This window comes from Microcoleus vaginatus PCC 9802, from assembly GCA_022701275.1.
GTDB classification, from domain to species: Bacteria; Cyanobacteriota; Cyanobacteriia; order Cyanobacteriales; family Microcoleaceae; genus Microcoleus; species Microcoleus vaginatus_A.
Window position 1 is genome coordinate 4,960,236 of sequence record CP031740.1, and the last position, 16,217, is coordinate 4,976,452.

A 16,217-nucleotide genomic window follows, 5' to 3' on the forward strand; every position below is an offset into this window, starting at 1 on the left:
CCAGATGCCATTAGGTGTCTGGGTTTATATCATTTTAGATTTTAGATTTTAAATTTTAGATTCAAGAATGAAAGGATGGAAAATGACAGATGGTATCCGGGCTTGCAGCTTGGCTACACTTGTATTGTTTGAAAGTAGTATTGATTTTGGTCGATCGCTTTGAAAGCTGCGCTCGACGCTCTCCCGTTCCCGGTTCCTCCTTTTTTGGGAGAATTATTTTCCTACCTCTACTTATATCTTTTGAGGGATTTGCTGCGACAAAGAGAATGATTACAGTATACTCATTCATTTGAAATCACTTGTTTTATGACCGCAACAACTCAACCTATTTTAACTCACTCTATAAAGATTCCAGGCATCACAATGCCAGGGATACTGCAATATTTTGAAACTTTAAACGCGGGCGATTTTGAAGCGACGGCTAATTTATTTGCCGATGATGGGGTTCTGCACGCGCCGTTTGAAGATCCAATTATCGGCAGCCTCTTGATCGCCACTTATCTCAAAAAAGAAGCACGAGGAATGCAGCTCGAACCCGAGCAAGGTGTCAGCCAAATTTTAGAAGATGGCAATGTAGAAGTTCAGGTAAGCGGCCGGGTGCAAACTTCCGCATTTGGTGTTAATGTCGGATGGCAGTTCTTGCTCAATTCTGACCAAAAAATCCTTTCTGTCACGGTCAAACTGTTAGCTTCTCCCCAAGAATTGCTAAATCTGCGGTCACAGAAGAAATTAGATGTTTGATAAGGTGTTTCACATTTAAATTGTCTATTTTGGTTTGACCTGTCGATCGCACGTAATAGCTAAAGTCGTGCGATCGACAGGTTAATCGGCTTTTTCTGGCAAGAATGAGGCAGAAACCGGGTTTTTATCCAAATTTTTGGTGAAGTGCCACTCACCGTATAAAAATCCCGTTTCTTCGGTATTTGTGCGATCGGGACTGTACCCCTACAATCTTACAGTCGGGCGTTGCGCGGACGATACTCAACGACAAAGTGGCTGTCACCGCAGCGTGCGACAGACAGCCAAAGCGAGTCAAAAAGTGCATTGCCAATCACTAATCACTCATGACTAATGACTAACGACTAATTAAGATTTTTCCGGCAAACTCGCTTCCAACTTTAGACAGTTGCGACCGTCTATTTGCAAAGTGTAGTCCACCCGATCCATAAGTCTGCTCATAATCAGCCAGCCGTAGCCGCTTTCCTGTTTAGCTTCCGGTCTCGGGGGATTGTAAGTATCCATTTCGTAACCTTTACCGTAATCCCAAATTTCTAAACCAATATCCCTATTTTTTAAATTCAAGCGAATTAACACGGGCAAATTGGGTTGATCTTTGTGAGCATGGCGGATCACGTTAGAATAGGCTTCTGCTAACACCAAGCGCAAACGATTCGACTGACGTGGCCAATCGACGTGCTCTCCTAGCTCTACTTCTAAACTGCTCAGCAACCAATTTTCAACAATTGTTAAAAATCGCAAGTCGCTTGGCACATGAAGCTCAGTATTCATAAAAAAATCCCGTAAGTTTGAAAACCCTGTGTCTTCACACCAGGTATGAAACACGACGCGCCGAATGGATTCGGCCTCAATACTTGTCGCTACTCGGGGGATACCAGCCCTTTCTGTTTAAAAATCAGGCATTCATGATTCGGTAGAAGGCAGAGGTTAAGAGTATATTTGAAAACTTTAGTTATGGGCCTAAAGCCCATTAACAATTGATAATTATACCGAGACTGCAAGCAGCGAGGTATAAAAAATCTGTGTTTCAATCCCTGGCTTTTAAGCGTTGGTTTTTTCTCACGAATGCCTTCTACGTTAACCTTTTACAGGCCTTTAATCCCCCAGGAAAGCGATTCAGGAAACTAGCTGCGCCATCGCCGGCTAGGTTTTTTACTGTTGACGATAACGCCGTCCTTTACAGGACTACTCTGTGGGCCGTCAATCAGCAGGGCTTAAGTTTTTTCGGCTCTCACCCCCGACTATGCGTCGGGAGTCGCTGACAGATTCAAAGAACCTCCAGAGAGAGTATGGTTTGGTCGTCTTCCTGAACCGGATTGTCCGCTCGGATGTGAGCCAACAAATTGTCCAAGTTGAAAGAACCAGGTTCCTGAATCAAGAGTTGCCAAAGCCCTTCTTGTTGTAGCATAGAACGGGTTGGTACACCCCCTGCGACCGCTTCAGTGGTCACGCTAGCTTCAGTAATTCCGTCACTCGTCAGCAGAAATACATCTCCTGACTTTAATTCGATCGTACCTGCTTTGCCTCTCCAAACTGGTAGTATCCCCAAGGGAATGCCACGAGCTTTCAGGAAATTCGGCTCGACTGGCGTTTTACCGCTAGCGGCTTGAGCTTTCACCTCCGAGTGAGACCAAACAATCGGGTAAATGTGACCGGCATTAGCAAACGCGAGGTGTCCCGTTGACGGAGTGTAACGAGCTACAACCATTGTAATAAAATGGTTGTTGCCGATCAGGTCGTCAGACATACTGCTATTCATGTTCTGCATAACTTGATCTGGCTCTGGAGAAACTTCTTGGGAAAGTTCCCGCCGCATCACCGAAATCGCGCTCGCCATAAATAGAGCAGCCGGAACTCCCTTACCCGAAACATCTCCCACCGCTATCCAAATATCCCCTTGGGAGTGGACGTAGACTTCAAAAAAGTCGCCACCAACTTCCCGCGCGGGATAACAGCAAGCTTGCACCCTGACAGTTTCAAAATCCGGCCAACTTTGGCGCAACAAGTTTGTTTGGATTTGGCGAGCCACTTCCAACTCGTTTTGCATCTGCTTGGCTAAATCCAGAGTGCGCTGGTAGAGCTTAGCTTGAGACAGAGCGAGAGCAGCTTGAGCTGCTACACCTTCTATTAACTCTATATCTTCTGCCGACCAAGGGTTAGTGCCGCCAATCTGGGACAAAGCCAGTACCGCCAGCAATTCTTGCTGGTAAGTCAGGGGCACGGCAATCTCAACCGAGTTACCCTGCCCCCCACTGTTTGAGTTCACTTGAGTTTGGCGGGTAGCTACAGCTTGAACCAGCAAATTTTCATCAAAAGAAAAGCTACTGGCATCGTCGGTTTGGGCTTGGTAGGGGAAGGTACTCGGCAATAGTCGATCGCTCTCTACCGGCCGCAGCATACAATAGTTGGCCTCAAAAGTTTGACCTACGGTTTGAACAATAGTTTGTACCATACTAGAGTAATCTAGCGACCCGCGAATCACGCTCATTACCTCATTGAAAAGAGATTCCTTGCGTAAAGCGCGGCGCAATGCAACGCTGCGCTGCTTGTAGTATTTGTAAGTGTCTGAGGCTTGATTGATCACCAACTTGAGTTCTTCTGGATTCCACGGTTTGGTGATGTATTTGAAAACTTGACCTGAGTTGATGGCCTCAACCAAATCTTCAACATCGGTGTATCCCGTTAGCAGAATCCGAATCGTATCGGGAAATCGCTCGACTGTTTTCCCCAAAAACTCGGTGCCATTCATTTCTGGCATCCGCTGGTCAGATATAATCACCGCCATCTCGCCCTGTTCGTCTAGAACTTCCAGGGCGCTGAGGGCGCTATCTGCTTTGTAAACCTGAAAGTCGCGTCGAAACGTCCGGTACAATAAATCCAAGTTGTCGGGTTCGTCATCGACTACCATCAGTTTCAGCTTGCTTCCATCTCCCCGACTCATCTTTCTTCCCCCTTGAAAACCCCCACCATAGCTGTAATCAGCAAGGTGGCGGGAGGAAAAGGGGGGCTGGATATATGCAACATATCAGTTACGTCAAGTTGAGTTAAAGAAACCCGTTTTACCTCAAGGTGAGCATTCCTTTCGCACCATCTGTTCGCACAACAGATGAGAGGCTTTCGATACTGTAACCCGCCTCGGTAGGCCGCTTCAATAGGGAAAATTCCCGAGTCAGCTTTCACGCTGTGATACGAGCAATCACCTTGTTAGCAGTCGGTACTTTTCTAAACACACCAGCATTCAAAACGGCTAATTAATGCTCTGATTGCAGAGTTCTTAACTAGCTGGGCACTGTCCTCGGTGTGAATTTTAACACTTACTACTAACGCAGGTATTGCTACCTAAGTCTGGTCAACACCGGCTGTATTTCAAGCCGCACTGTACCCGGAGGGTTAGTGGTGGGTTGTTGGCGCTATTCCCTACATCTTTGCCGAATCGCACTTGATTGCTGCATTCAAGTCCCCTTAATCTCTGAACTTTTTGCAGCAAGCATATTACTACGACTGCCGAATCAAGTTAATCTTTCTGCCAGTCTGAGCTTAGCAGAACGAGAGCGGGGATTTCTAGCGACTTCTTCGGATTGCGGCCCGATCGGCTTTTTTGTCAGTACCTGCAAATTGGGTGTTCCTCTGAGTTGGTGCTTGACTGGTCGGTCTTCCAGACTGTGAAATGTAATGATTCCGATTCTCCCACCTGGTTTTAACCACCCTGGCGCTTGGTGGAGGAAAGTTTCTAAAGAAGCGAGTTCGGAGTTGACAGCTATCCTTAAAGCTTGGAAGGTGCGGGTGGCTGGATGAATTCTGCCGTTGCGCTGCTTGGGGGGGAAGCTGGAAGCGATCGCCCCTGCAAGTTCTGTTGTAGTTTGAAAAGGACGCCCTTGCACAATCCGCCTCGCGATGCGCCGCGACAGTCGCTCCTCGCCGTACTTGTAAATAATATCTGCTAGTTTAACTTCTTCCCAGTGGTTGATAATCTCTTCTGCCGTCAAAGATTGCTGCTGGTTCATACGCATATCTAGTTGAGCTGGGTGGCGAAAACTAAATCCTCGTTCCGGTGTATCGAACTGAGCAGAGCTGACGCCCAAGTCTGCTATGATACCATCAAATTCGGCCTCTGAGGACTGATAGTCAGCAAAGTTGCCGTGCCAAAACTCAACGGGCGAGTTGGCAAATCTGGCTTGGCAAAAACGGATGGCTTGTTCATCGCGGTCGATCGCCACCACTGTAACATCTGGCGCCGCCGCTAAAATCAAACTCGTGTGTCCGCCGCCCCCAAGCGTCGCGTCCAAATAGTGTCCGCCTGGACGCACAGCCAAACCCGCAATTAATTCTTGACCCAAAACTGGAACGTGATAGGTGTCAATACTGACATCTGATCCAGGGGTATCCTTCTCACAGAGCTCGATATCCTTCATAATCTATAACAGCGAAACAAAAATCAACAATAGTCAGTAATCATTAATTCATTTAATTATGTCAAGAATTGAGACTAGAACCGAACCGATGGTGCTCAACATGGGGCCGCACCACCCTTCCATGCACGGGGTACTCCGGTTAATTGTCACCCTGGACGGGGAAGATGTGGTGGACTGCGAGCCAGTTTTGGGCTATCTGCACCGGGGGATGGAAAAAATTGCCGAAAATCGCACCAACGTGATGTACGTGCCCTACGTGAGCCGCTGGGACTATGCCGAGGGGATGTTTAACGAAGCGGTGACAGTCAATGCACCGGAAAAGTTGGCGAATATTGCTGTCCCCAGACGGGCGAGTTACATTCGGGTAATCATGCTGGAGTTGAACCGGATTGCTAACCATTTGTTGTGGTTGGGGCCGTTTTTGGCGGACGTGGGGGCGCAAACTCCTTTTTTCTATACAATGCGCGATCGCGAGATGATTTTAGATTTGTGGGAAGCAGCCACAGGTTATCGCATGGTGAATAATAACTATTTCCGCATCGGCGGAGTTGCCGCAGATTTGCCCTACGGTTGGGTAGATAAGTGCCAAGATTACTGCGATTATTTCGTTCCCAAAATTGACGAGTACGAACGTTTAATTACCAACAACCCAATCTTCCGCCGCCGGATTGAAGGCCTGGGTACTATTTCTCGCGAAGAAGCGATTAACTGGGGACTTTCCGGCCCCATGTTGCGCGCTTCCGGCGTTAAGTGGGATTTGCGGAAAGTTGACCATTACGAATGTTACGACGACTTCGACTGGGAAGTTTGTACCGAAGCTGCTGGCGATTGTTTGGCCCGGTATGTGGTGCGGATTCGGGAGATGCGCGAGTCGGTTAAGATTATCTATCAAGCCTTGAAAGGACTCCCCGGTGGCTCTTACGAGAATTTGGAAGCGAAGCGACTCGAAAGCGGGCCAAAATCTGAATGGAATGGTTTTGACTATCAGTTTATTGGCAAAAAAGTTGCGCCGACTTTTAAGATTCCCAAGGGCGAACATTATGTCCGCGTTGAAAGCGGCAAGGGTGAGTTGGGGATTTATATTATCGGGGATGATACTGTGTTTCCCTGGCGCTGGAAGATTCGGACTGCGGATTTTAATAATTTGCAGATTTTGCCTCACATTGTGCGCGGTGTGAAGATTGCGGATTTGGTGGCAATTTTGGGTAGTATCGACATTATTATGGGATCGGTTGACAGGTAGGTTTTGTCGATTTTTATTTGAGGATTTAACCCGGTTTTTTTAGGGAACCGGGTTGATTTTTTTTAACAGCCGATAAACGCGGATAGATATCGATTAATTTTGCTGTTAAGGTAGCTAAAATGTACCTTGTTTCTCTCTTGTCTCTTCCTCTGTGCCCTCTGCGGTTAATAAAAAAATCTCTTCTTCACAAATGAAATAACATCAACTTTGATTCGATAAATTATGAAAGTTCAGCAATCAGATATCGATGACAGCAACTCGCAGCTCTGTGCTTTAATCTGCGAAAGAATTGTCGCCAGCCCGCAGCGGCGTATTACTTTTGCTGAATATATGGATTTGGCATTATATCATCCGCAGCACGGATATTATAATAGCGATCGCCCCTCGATTGGCAAACAAGGCGATTTTATCACGTCGTCTCATTGGGGTGCTGATTTTGCGGAGGTTTTGGCAGAGCAATTTGTGGAAATGTGGGAATTGCTCGATCGCCCTCAAAACTTCGCGATCATAGAAATGGGCGCTGGGCGGGGAAATTTTGCCGAAAATGTGCTGCAATATCTGCAAATACAATATCCCAATTTCTTTCAGATTTTAGAATATATCATTATTGAAGTTTCCCCTGTACTCCAAGCGGAGCAGCGGCAAATGTTAGCCGACATCAAGTGTGTTAAGTGGTGTAAGTGGGATGAGATAATTAATAACTCAATTGTCGGTTGTTGCTTTTCTAATGAGTTAGTAGATGCTTTACCCGTGCATCAATTTATTCTGGAACAAGGGCAAGTTAGGGAGATTTACGTTACCGCCGAAACACCCAAAAATGTACAAAAAGAAATAAAATTTGTTGAGGTAGTTGGCGAAGTTTCCACACCTAAAATTGCTCAATATTTTGATTTGGTGGGACTCGATTTGTCGGCGAGTGTTTATGGGAATGGTTATCGCAGCGAGGTGAATTTGGCGGCTTTGGACTGGATGAGTACAGTTGCTCAAAAGTTGCAACGGGGATATTTATTAACTATTGATTACGGTTATCCGGCGCACCGCTATTACAATCCGAGGCGCAGGGAGGGGACGCTACAGTGTTATTATCGCCACCGATATCACAGCAATCCTTATATTAATGTGGGGCGGCAGGATTTAACGGCTCATGTTGATTTTACGGCGTTAGAAAAGCAGGGGGAATTGTGCGGTTTGGATGTGGTAGGGTTTACTCAACAGGCTTTGTTTTTGATGGCGTTGGGTTTGGGCGATCGTATTGCTTCTCTGTCTACAAATGATGCGGAAGTATTGGATTTGGCAACGTTTTTGCGCCGACGGGAGGCTTTGCATCAGTTGATCGATCCGATGGGTTTGGGGGGTTTTGGGGTTTTGGTGCAGTGTAAGGGGTTGAGGGAGGAGGAAAAGGGGAGAATTCTGAAGGGTTTGATGGTGCCTTAAGTTAACTACAATCAGCAACACGCACTCTTTTCCAATTACTTTTGTCATCACTTAAGCGCACTGACTCAGTGGCGGAAATTCCCATTTTCCCGAATATAAAGTAGATGGCAGCTTTAAACAATAAGCAGCCGGAATCACCTCAATTAGCCACCAATTAAACATATCTCGTCTGGCTTCAGTAAAACCAGAAATGGCATCACCAGTAATGCCATCATACAAAATATCCAAGATGGCATTATAGGCTGTTTTGGTGTTGAGTGTTTGCAGCAAGCCGTAGAAGATATTATAAGCTTCGTTACTAGCTTGATATTTTCCACTTTTGTTGATATTAGGAAACAAGGTATCAGCCCAAGTTTCTGGGATTTCACAGCCATCCTTAAGCCAACAAGATACAATTGCTTCAACGATATCAGCTTTGTGTTCTTCAGGAAAGTAATGTTTAATGGTCGGTTTAGCTGCTAATGCTATTCCATAAGCCATATAGACGTATCGCTGATGGGATATTGCATCATTAGCCATTCCAAAGGCTGTCATTACTTCTACAAAAGCTTCTTCTACATTGCACTTTCCACCTGTTTCGTATAAATCGTCATATTTTCTGTCCCACACCGTCTGAAGTGTTTGCTGTAATTGCTCTGGAATAGTTGAGTTGCTGGGCAATTTAAAATCGGTGTAGTGACCTAGATCAAACTTTATCATTGACTTTCTATCCTGATGTATTTTATTTAATTATAAACAAAGAAAAAGCTACTCTTAAGCTTCCTATCTACCGCCCCATTTTAAATTAACTGCAAACTCTGCTCGAATCCCTCGGATTCAGCCCATTTTAATCGTTGTTGAATTGACATCCCCTGCAACGTTTTACTCATTTCATATAAATCAACTTTAATATAATCCTCCTGAAATAGCGGAATCAGAGACTTAACAACAGCAGCAATTCCATCGGGCGGAACTGCATTACCTATTTGTCTTCTCACCTCAGTTATCGAACCTTCAAATATGAAGTTATCAGGAAATGTTTGCAACCTTGCTCTCTCTCGGTTAGTCAATGCTCTCGGTTCTTTATAATGATATCCCCAAGTGCCACCGCCGCCACCAGCAATGATTGTGCTAGAGGGTTGATTCGGATCTAATCTCCGATAAACGTGACTGATCAAGCCTTTAACGTAGAGTGGACTATTTCTGGGAATATCACTAAAATTTCCACCGGGTTTTATCTGTGCCAATCTTTGTTGAGTTTTTGGATGAATTTTATGATTTTCATTGTTTTCTCGTACTTTCTCGACACCTTTAAGTGCTGCAGCAGCAGTTCGGTAAGGCTTACGATTTAGTCCATATTCAGGTTGAGGATGAATAAAGTTAAATCCTGTATCCTTCCGAATTCCGACTAATAACACTCTTTCCCGAAATTGCGGAACTCCGTAATCTGCAAAGTTGTATAGCTTAGGCTTGACTAAGTATCCAGGTTCTACTATGTTTTCAAAATCCTGTATAATCTGCTTGATAGCCTGATGATTATTAGCACTCAACAAACCTTTGACATTTTCAGCCACAAATGCTTTAGGCTGTTTCTGTTTAACAAACTCTCGGAAGTATGTGTACAAATTTCCTCTCTCTACATCCAGTCCGTAACGCTTCCAAATCAGAGAAAAATCTTGACAGGGAAAACCTCCAATAATAAGATCTGCATCGGGAACTTCTTGTTTAATATTAATTTTTTCTATTGAGTTATGGGTAATTACCCGAGAAATATTATTTTTGAAAGTCTCGCAAGCATATTTATTTGAGTCTATTGCCCAAACTACTTCAAATCCCGCCATCTTAAATGGCAAATCCATGCCACCGCAACCTGAAAACAAGGATATCAGTTTTGGTGGCTTCTCCCAGGTAGGCTTGAGACGTTCGAGTGACATAGAGGCGATCGCTTCCTTTTAGCCTCCTTTCCTACTGAGGCAGTAACAGCTTTTTCATCATAGATGAGGGATCACAGCCTAAATGTAAAGCTTTGTAACAGAAAATTTGTGGGGTGGTCGCAGCCGGGAGAGCCGGCTATAATCACAATACAGGTAAAATTACAACAAATAATTTATGCAGGTAGCCGCTCGAAGTGACACTGGCACAGGCATCAAAGCAATACTGGGTTTGACAGAGGAGATGCGGATTGGGACAACCTCCTCAGACCCCTATTTGGGTTCTCCAACCTTTGACGAGGTGCCGTTTCACGTTCATGTAGGATGCAGGCCCGCTTTGGGTACGTATATCATTATCGTGGGTGATGCTGACGAGTTTGTTCACTACGGACGCATCATCAGCGGTACGGAAGATAACCCGCGTGCCAACCCATCATCCTTGCAACAAAATCAGGCTTATCAAGTAGGTTCGAGAGATCCGAGACCAACGGATAAAGCACCTCACGTTACCCGCGTGATGGCCGCCGAAGTATTGGGCGAAATACACCTGCACGATGACAAAAATATAACTGTCAAAGAGCCAAATCAGTTAGCACAAACTGGCAAAGGTGTCTATGAATTACCAGCAAATAAGATTCCGCAGTTGCTCAATATTCCCGACTCATCCGATCAGGGATTTCACATTGGGCGAGTCGAATCGGGGAATAGTTCAGTAGACTTTATATTGCCAATGGAGGCGATTGCGCGACACCTGGCAGTAGTGGGAAAAACTGGTGTAGGTAAAAGCTATTTTGTCGGGGTTTTGGTGGAGGAATTGGTACGACATGGCATTCCCGTCATTGCCTTTGACGTGCTCGGCGATATGGTCAAAGCAACAGAAGATTTGGGAGGTTGCAACTTTAAAGCCGGAGAAAACTTTCGAGTACCCTATTCAGTTATTGGAGTGAAGGAATTTCTGGGATTTGTCCCAAATTTGACACCCGACCAAATGGAGATAGTGTCTTTTGCTTATGATGCTCTGTTCAACAAAGCATTCAAAACTTTAGACGAGACAGCAGCAGTCAACATTCCCATTAAAAATCTACTCGGCGAAATTCAGAACCTAGCGACAGAATTTGGTCAAACTGCCGTAGGAGGGCGGGCGACAAAGAAGGTTGAAACTGCTTTCAACCGTAACTCGCTTTTAACTGCCAAAACCGAAGAATGGTTGAGCGAATTTGTAAAGAAACCGATAACTAACATCTTTGTCGGACATTTGAGCCAACAGCAGCGGAACTTAATAGTAGGAGCAACAGCCCGAATGCTGCAAGCACTCCGAAAGCGAGAACAAGTTCCGCCCTTTGTATTTGTTCTGGATGAAGCTCATTTCTTCTTGCCGTCAGGAGGAGAAACAACGCCATCAACTTTGGTGATTCGAGAGATGATCCGCACTGCCCGCCACGACGGAATCGGGATCGCATTAATTACTCAAAGTCCAGCATCTATGGACAAACAAGTCATTTTAACGTGCAATACGCGGGTAGTTTTTGCCCTCGATCCAGATGACCTCAGATTAGTGTCCGGTACGATGGGAGATGTTTCAGAAGAGATGAAAGCCCGCATTCCCAAATTAGCAAAAGGAACTGCCATTATCTCGTCTGCTACCGATATCATGCGCCATCCAGCGCTTATTAAAGTTCGCCAGCGCCAAACCAGGCACGGCGCGCCAACGCCCAACTTAGCAGAGGAGGTAATGAAATGGCGAAAGATGCAGGAATTCTAATTCAAAATGTTATGGAATTGCTGGAGAAAGAGCCAGATGGATTAGAATTTGCAGAGATTGTCGAACAACTCAGTCGAGTCCAAGATGTAGGCTCAGAAAGAGGTGTACGCAATCTCTTAAACAGACTTGCAAAAGAAGGAAAGCTAATTAGACGCAAAGGTTGGAGTACAAAACCGGGCGCACAGCCTTATATTTACTGTCACCCTAAAACCCAACCGCGCCAACTTGAAATTCCTGGTATTAAAGAGTATCGAATTTATACGAAAACAGAGTTTGAAATTGGGGAATTAAATCAGGAAGAACGGCAGCAACAGCAAAAAGCAGTTTCTGTTTTAGAAAGTATCGCCAGCGGTCATTTACATCAAGAATTTTACGCGCGAGCAATTATTGAAGCTGCACCTAAGTTAGCAGCAGAAAATCCGGTAGAGTTAGTAGTTGGGATGGCGCGTTGGGTAGTTGACGATCTGAACACACTGGCGACTGAAATAGAGCGCAAATTGAAACGCGGGGCAGTAGATGAATCGAAAAAAATGGCTGTGAAACTAGATTCGCAGTTAGGATGGGCAAAGCGTTATTTTCAAGAATTCTGGAAGCTGTACGATCGCGTCGAAGAACTGCCTGGTATTTTGGAATTGCCGTCTCAAGCCAAGCGCTTTCGCTTGTACGGGGAAACTGCTAAATTAGATGAAAAAAAAGCTAGGGAGCAACTAAAAAAACGCATTTTTGGCGATCGGCTAATACAGGAACAACTGCTGCCAACAGACTTGCACAAATCAGCAGCAGGTACAGACGCATCTGTAGCAGACCTGTTTTTAGAACATACAGCGGGCAGTTTTATTCCCCCCGATCCTGTTATAGTTCCCTGTTCGGCGGCGGCCTTAGTAACTAACTCCAAAAATGGGTTTCCAGATGAATACCAAGATTTTGATATTTTCCCCGATAAACTTAGAGAATATGACGACCATACTGCTGCTGTAAACGGCTTAGTATTGTCAGCAACTTTGGCAAGAAACTTTGTGGAAGAGAGTAATTTACAGCATACCCGCAAGGCTGCGATGGATCTCCGCCAATACTTGCAGGATTTTCGCATTGCTACTAAACAAGCTGACTGGCGACCAATGGGCGATTCGCCCGAGTTGGGAACTAAAAATAGACCGAAATTGATTATGCGTGACGGTCGAATATTCCCCTTGGTACATAGATTAAGAGATTATGAAACTGGTGGCTTGTACGGCCAAATTGTACGCAGCGAGATTGAAATTTTTCAGCAAGTTTTTCACAATACTCTATTAGGTTCAGGATTAGATACTGTCTACGGTGCTGCTGTTAAAAACCCGGGGATGTCTTGGCTTGCACCTTTGGTATTCTGGTATCTGTATTCTAATCAATCTCCCGTAGACGGAAGAGTTGCAGTTAGCAATGCTGAGGAAGTTTATCAATATCCTTTTGCAGATACGGCAGTATCGCATCTCCTGTTCCTGGGTGTCGCAAAGAATGCAAGCAACTTCTCCCCTGAGCGGTTATTCATCACCTGCCGAGTTCTGAGGCGTTTCTCAGATATTGCTCTAGAAGGTGAAGAAATGTCTCCGATAATATCACAAGGCGATGAAATTAGGCGGGTGCGCGAAAACAATCTAAAAGATTGGAAGGAGTTTATCGAGCAGCACATTGCTAAGAAGAGAAAGCATTACCAGTTAAATAATCTGGATATAGACGATTACGAATCGTTTATTTATCTTTGTTCTAAAGTTGGCGTTTCTATGTGCTACGCGGCTCCCACATCTGCTTACGAATTCTTGTCTCGCAACAGCAGTGTTTCAGCACATTTCTTGCTGCCTCGCTTGGAGGTTGCTATCAATATGGAGCGGTTAGGAAGCGATCGAGAACATGAACAAGAGTGTTTGGACGGTTTGCTTTCTTGGTTGGCAGCGGGGCATATAGAGCTCGATCGCAGCCATACACAATCAGGGTTTGATACGGGAAATCCAGAACACAGTCTTCCTATATTAGTGCCTGATGTTATTGTCCGCGCTCACGAGGCAGCAACCTTTACCCGCGACAAATTGGGTGAAGAGGTACAGGATAAAATTAGAGCATTAATTGCAGAATTGAGAAAACGTCTTGAAAAGGGACGCTGAGGAGGTAGCTGCCTGATTTTCTAAGTATTGATGCTTAAAAGCGGGCGCCATACAGCCAGTGTCCATGCTGTCAGGGTTTTGAGAAATCCGCAGTTACAAGGGCAAACAGACTTGACATTTACATCAATTTCTGCAATAATTATTTCTTGTAAGTGATATTGAAGCAGCCAGCGACAAATAGCTTCCGAAAAGCGATTGTCCGATCTGTGGCAGCTTGGCAATGAAAAAGCCAGCCCTAGCGATTGCCGTCGCGGGTGTCTGGCTGAAGTTCAATTAATTAACTTAAAAGGAGTTTACCATGTCTAAACACAAGGTAGCTGACTCGGCTTTGCTGTCAAATGTCGATTTGACTCCAACGCAAATTGCCACCAAACTCAGCCAGCAGACAAGAAAAAAGATTTCCTGCATTAAAGTCAACGAGACTTTGGAAAAACTGGGCTTGCAGCAAAAATTAAAGAGCACAGGAGGTATAGTCATTTCAAATAAATCTGAGACAAATGCAAGATGATGTAAAATCAAGAAAAATTGTTAACTCGGAGCCGAAAAATGGCATACAGTCTAGATTTAAGAAAAAGAGTAGTGGATTATGTGGAAAATGGAGGGGGTATAACTAAAGCCGCCGCCCTGTTTAAAGTAGGAAGAGCAACAATATACAGATGGCTAGGGAGGGAAGACCTTCGAGCCACTAAGGTAGAACACCGTGAGCGAAAGATAGACTGGGAAGCGCTCAGAAAAGATGTAGAAGAAAATCCCGAAGCAAGATTAATAGAAAGAGCAAGGAAATTCGGGGTGAGAGCGAGTGCCATATGCTATGCCTTAAAGAAAATGAAAATTACGAGAAAAAAAAAGAATATCGTTATAGAGAAAGGAATAGAGAAGAAAGAATACAATACTACCAAACACTGAGAAATTTAATTAAAGCTCATGGGAGTAAAAGCCTTGTATTTATTGATGAGTCAGGGTTTGAAGAGTTTCATGCTTGTGTTTATGCGTGGTCAAAAAAAGGAAAAAAAGTATATGGGGATAGACAAGGAAAACGCGGAAAAAGAGAAAATTTAGTAGCAGGAAGAAGAAAAGGAAACAAGGACTTGATTGCACCTATGGTCTTTACAGGGAGCTTGAATGCAGAAAGTTTTGAAGGGTGGTTAGCTTTATATTTATTGCCATCTTTAACAATACCATCAATATTAATCATGGATAATGCACCGATTCATCGTAAGACAGCAATTAGACTGCTGGTGGAGGAAGCAGGCCATCAGATACTTTTTTTACCAAAATACTCTCCTGACTTAAATGATATTGAGCATGATTTTAGTGCATTAAAGAGAGCTATAATGTATTCGCATTCTGCCACATCTCTTGATGAGATTATTCGCGCTTATTGTGCAACTTAGTGTCTCATTTTTATTTGAAATAACTATAAGTGGCAGTGGCAACTGACAGCAGAAGGCAAAAAATACGGACGAGTCTATAAAGTAGAATCCAGTTATAGCAACTGGAGCGGCAATCAAGTTAAGTGGGGCGAAGAAATTATCGAGCTACTTAAGCAAAACCTCTTAAAGGTGACTGTTTAGCGATCGCTCTCTACGTTCACTCGACAAAGGCGATCGCTCCTTTCTATTCTAAAGGGGCGATCTGCTCAAGAGTTATTTGAAGATATTAATCTGGCAACCAAAATTGTTGGTCACTCTTCGTCATCTAATTCGATTCCCGCTTGACGCAATTTTTCTGCCAATCTTTCAGCGCGGAGTCGTTCGCGATCGCCCCGCTGGCGTTCTTGTTCTACTCGTTCTTCTGACCAAAGCAACAACTCGCCTTCAGGATTCCACCACCTCAACCAACAGCCTGTCCTTCCTTCGTGCGTTCCTTCCCAAATACCTAAAAATAGGTTTAATCCCGGTATCCAATAACGTCCGTTTTCATCAGGTTTTTGCAAGTTGTAGTGTTCTGATTCTAAAGCGTAAACTTCTAAATGAGCTGTTTTGGCTCGGAATATGACGTATCGGGGGACTTTGATTACTTGCTCGTAAAAATACCACTTTCCCACCCGCGAGGTAAACTCTACAGAGTATTCTTCTCCATAGGTTTCTGAAAGAAATTCCATCACGATTTGGGGGATGGTTCCTTCTGTGTGCGGGGTGTAACTGCGGCGGACTTGAGAGACATTTTTTGGATTGACGGGTTTCACGTACATCCAATCTGGTGCTTTGCAGATAATACGCTGTTCGTCGCTGCTTGAACCTGGGAAACTTATGCCGGCACACAAGGCAAAGTTGGAAACAATTAAAGCATCCTGCATTAATTCTGGAAATCCTGTTAGCGGCTGGCGCAAAGCGGCGGCTAATAATGGTTGGCTTTCGTCTTCCACGGGGTCGTCTGGTAGTTGAAAATCTTCTGGTAGTAGCGGCCAGGTGATTGTGAGTTTTGTTTCAGGATTTTTAGTGGCTACAGACATAGTTTATCAGAGGTTAAATGTTTTAATGTTTAAATTATATCTCTTGGTTTTTGGGATTAATGTTAATGGCTTAATGATGAGGCCGAGCCTCTGGATATGCGTTACCGGGCAGAGCCTGGTAACGA

Annotated in this window: 12 protein-coding genes and 1 pseudogene; 7 read left to right on the plus strand and 6 right to left on the minus strand. The window is 44.6% G+C overall.

The features are described 5' to 3' along the window. The first annotated feature begins 306 nt into the window (after positions 1-306). A complete protein-coding gene (locus D0A34_20180) occupies positions 307-741 on the plus strand; it encodes a nuclear transport factor 2 family protein (GenBank protein UNU20882.1) in 435 nt (144 codons plus the stop codon). 345 nt (positions 742-1,086) lie between these two features. On the opposite strand, the gene D0A34_20185 is transcribed toward D0A34_20180, so the two are convergent. The 3 genes from D0A34_20185 to rsmH form a co-directional block, all read right to left on the minus strand. Further along, the gene (locus tag D0A34_20185) at positions 1,087-1,509 is read right to left on the minus strand and encodes an anti-sigma regulatory factor (protein UNU20883.1); all 423 of its coding nucleotides are present in this window, start codon (positions 1,507-1,509) and stop codon (positions 1,087-1,089) included. A gap of 496 nt (positions 1,510-2,005) precedes the next feature. Continuing rightward, positions 2,006-3,679 (minus strand): response regulator, encoded by a 1,674-nt coding sequence (locus D0A34_20190; protein ID UNU20884.1) that lies wholly within the window; start codon positions 3,677-3,679, stop codon positions 2,006-2,008. Between the two features lie 568 nt (positions 3,680-4,247). Continuing rightward, positions 4,248-5,150 carry a 16S rRNA (cytosine(1402)-N(4))-methyltransferase RsmH gene (gene rsmH, locus D0A34_20195; GenBank protein ID UNU20885.1) on the minus strand — a complete coding sequence of 301 codons (903 nt, stop codon included), beginning with the start codon at positions 5,148-5,150 and terminating at the stop codon, positions 4,248-4,250. Between the two features lie 58 nt (positions 5,151-5,208). On the opposite strand from rsmH, the gene D0A34_20200 reads away from it, so the two are divergent. Beyond that, entirely contained in the window at positions 5,209-6,393 is a 1,185-nt protein-coding gene (locus D0A34_20200) for an NAD(P)H-quinone oxidoreductase subunit H (GenBank protein ID UNU20886.1), read from the plus strand. Between the two features lie 222 nt (positions 6,394-6,615). After that, positions 6,616-7,827 carry a class I SAM-dependent methyltransferase gene (locus tag D0A34_20205; GenBank protein UNU20887.1) on the plus strand — a complete coding sequence of 404 codons (1,212 nt, stop codon included), beginning with the start codon at positions 6,616-6,618 and terminating at the stop codon, positions 7,825-7,827. Positions 7,828-7,878: 51 nt separating this feature from the next. On the opposite strand, the gene D0A34_20210 is transcribed toward D0A34_20205, so the two are convergent. Next, complete coding sequence (locus D0A34_20210; protein ID UNU22390.1) at positions 7,879-8,523, minus strand: hypothetical protein; 645 nt, start codon at positions 8,521-8,523, stop codon at positions 7,879-7,881. A gap of 83 nt (positions 8,524-8,606) precedes the next feature. Then, positions 8,607-9,740 (minus strand): DNA (cytosine-5-)-methyltransferase, encoded by a 1,134-nt coding sequence (gene dcm, locus D0A34_20215; protein ID UNU20888.1) that lies wholly within the window; start codon positions 9,738-9,740, stop codon positions 8,607-8,609. 175 nt (positions 9,741-9,915) lie between these two features. Here dcm and D0A34_20220 point away from each other — a divergent pair, with 175 nt between their 5' ends. The 4 genes and pseudogenes from D0A34_20220 to D0A34_20235 all read left to right on the plus strand — a co-directional run bounded on the left by D0A34_20220 (position 9,916) and on the right by D0A34_20235 (position 15,031). Further along, the gene (locus tag D0A34_20220) at positions 9,916-11,499 is read left to right on the plus strand and encodes an ATP-binding protein (protein ID UNU20889.1); all 1,584 of its coding nucleotides are present in this window, start codon (positions 9,916-9,918) and stop codon (positions 11,497-11,499) included. Continuing rightward, the gene (locus tag D0A34_20225) at positions 11,475-13,637 is read left to right on the plus strand and encodes a hypothetical protein (protein ID UNU20890.1); all 2,163 of its coding nucleotides are present in this window, start codon (positions 11,475-11,477) and stop codon (positions 13,635-13,637) included. The genes D0A34_20220 and D0A34_20225 overlap by 25 nt, the downstream gene beginning before the upstream one ends. Before the next feature lie 298 nt (positions 13,638-13,935). After that, complete coding sequence (locus D0A34_20230; GenBank protein UNU20891.1) at positions 13,936-14,145, plus strand: hypothetical protein; 210 nt, start codon at positions 13,936-13,938, stop codon at positions 14,143-14,145. A gap of 38 nt (positions 14,146-14,183) precedes the next feature. Beyond that, positions 14,184-15,031: pseudogene (locus D0A34_20235) on the plus strand (IS630 family transposase). A 290-nt stretch (positions 15,032-15,321) separates the two neighbouring features. On the opposite strand, the gene D0A34_20240 reads toward D0A34_20235, so the two are convergent. After that, entirely contained in the window at positions 15,322-16,092 is a 771-nt protein-coding gene (locus D0A34_20240; GenBank protein UNU20892.1) for a Uma2 family endonuclease, read from the minus strand. Positions 16,093-16,217: the final 125 nt, after the last annotated feature.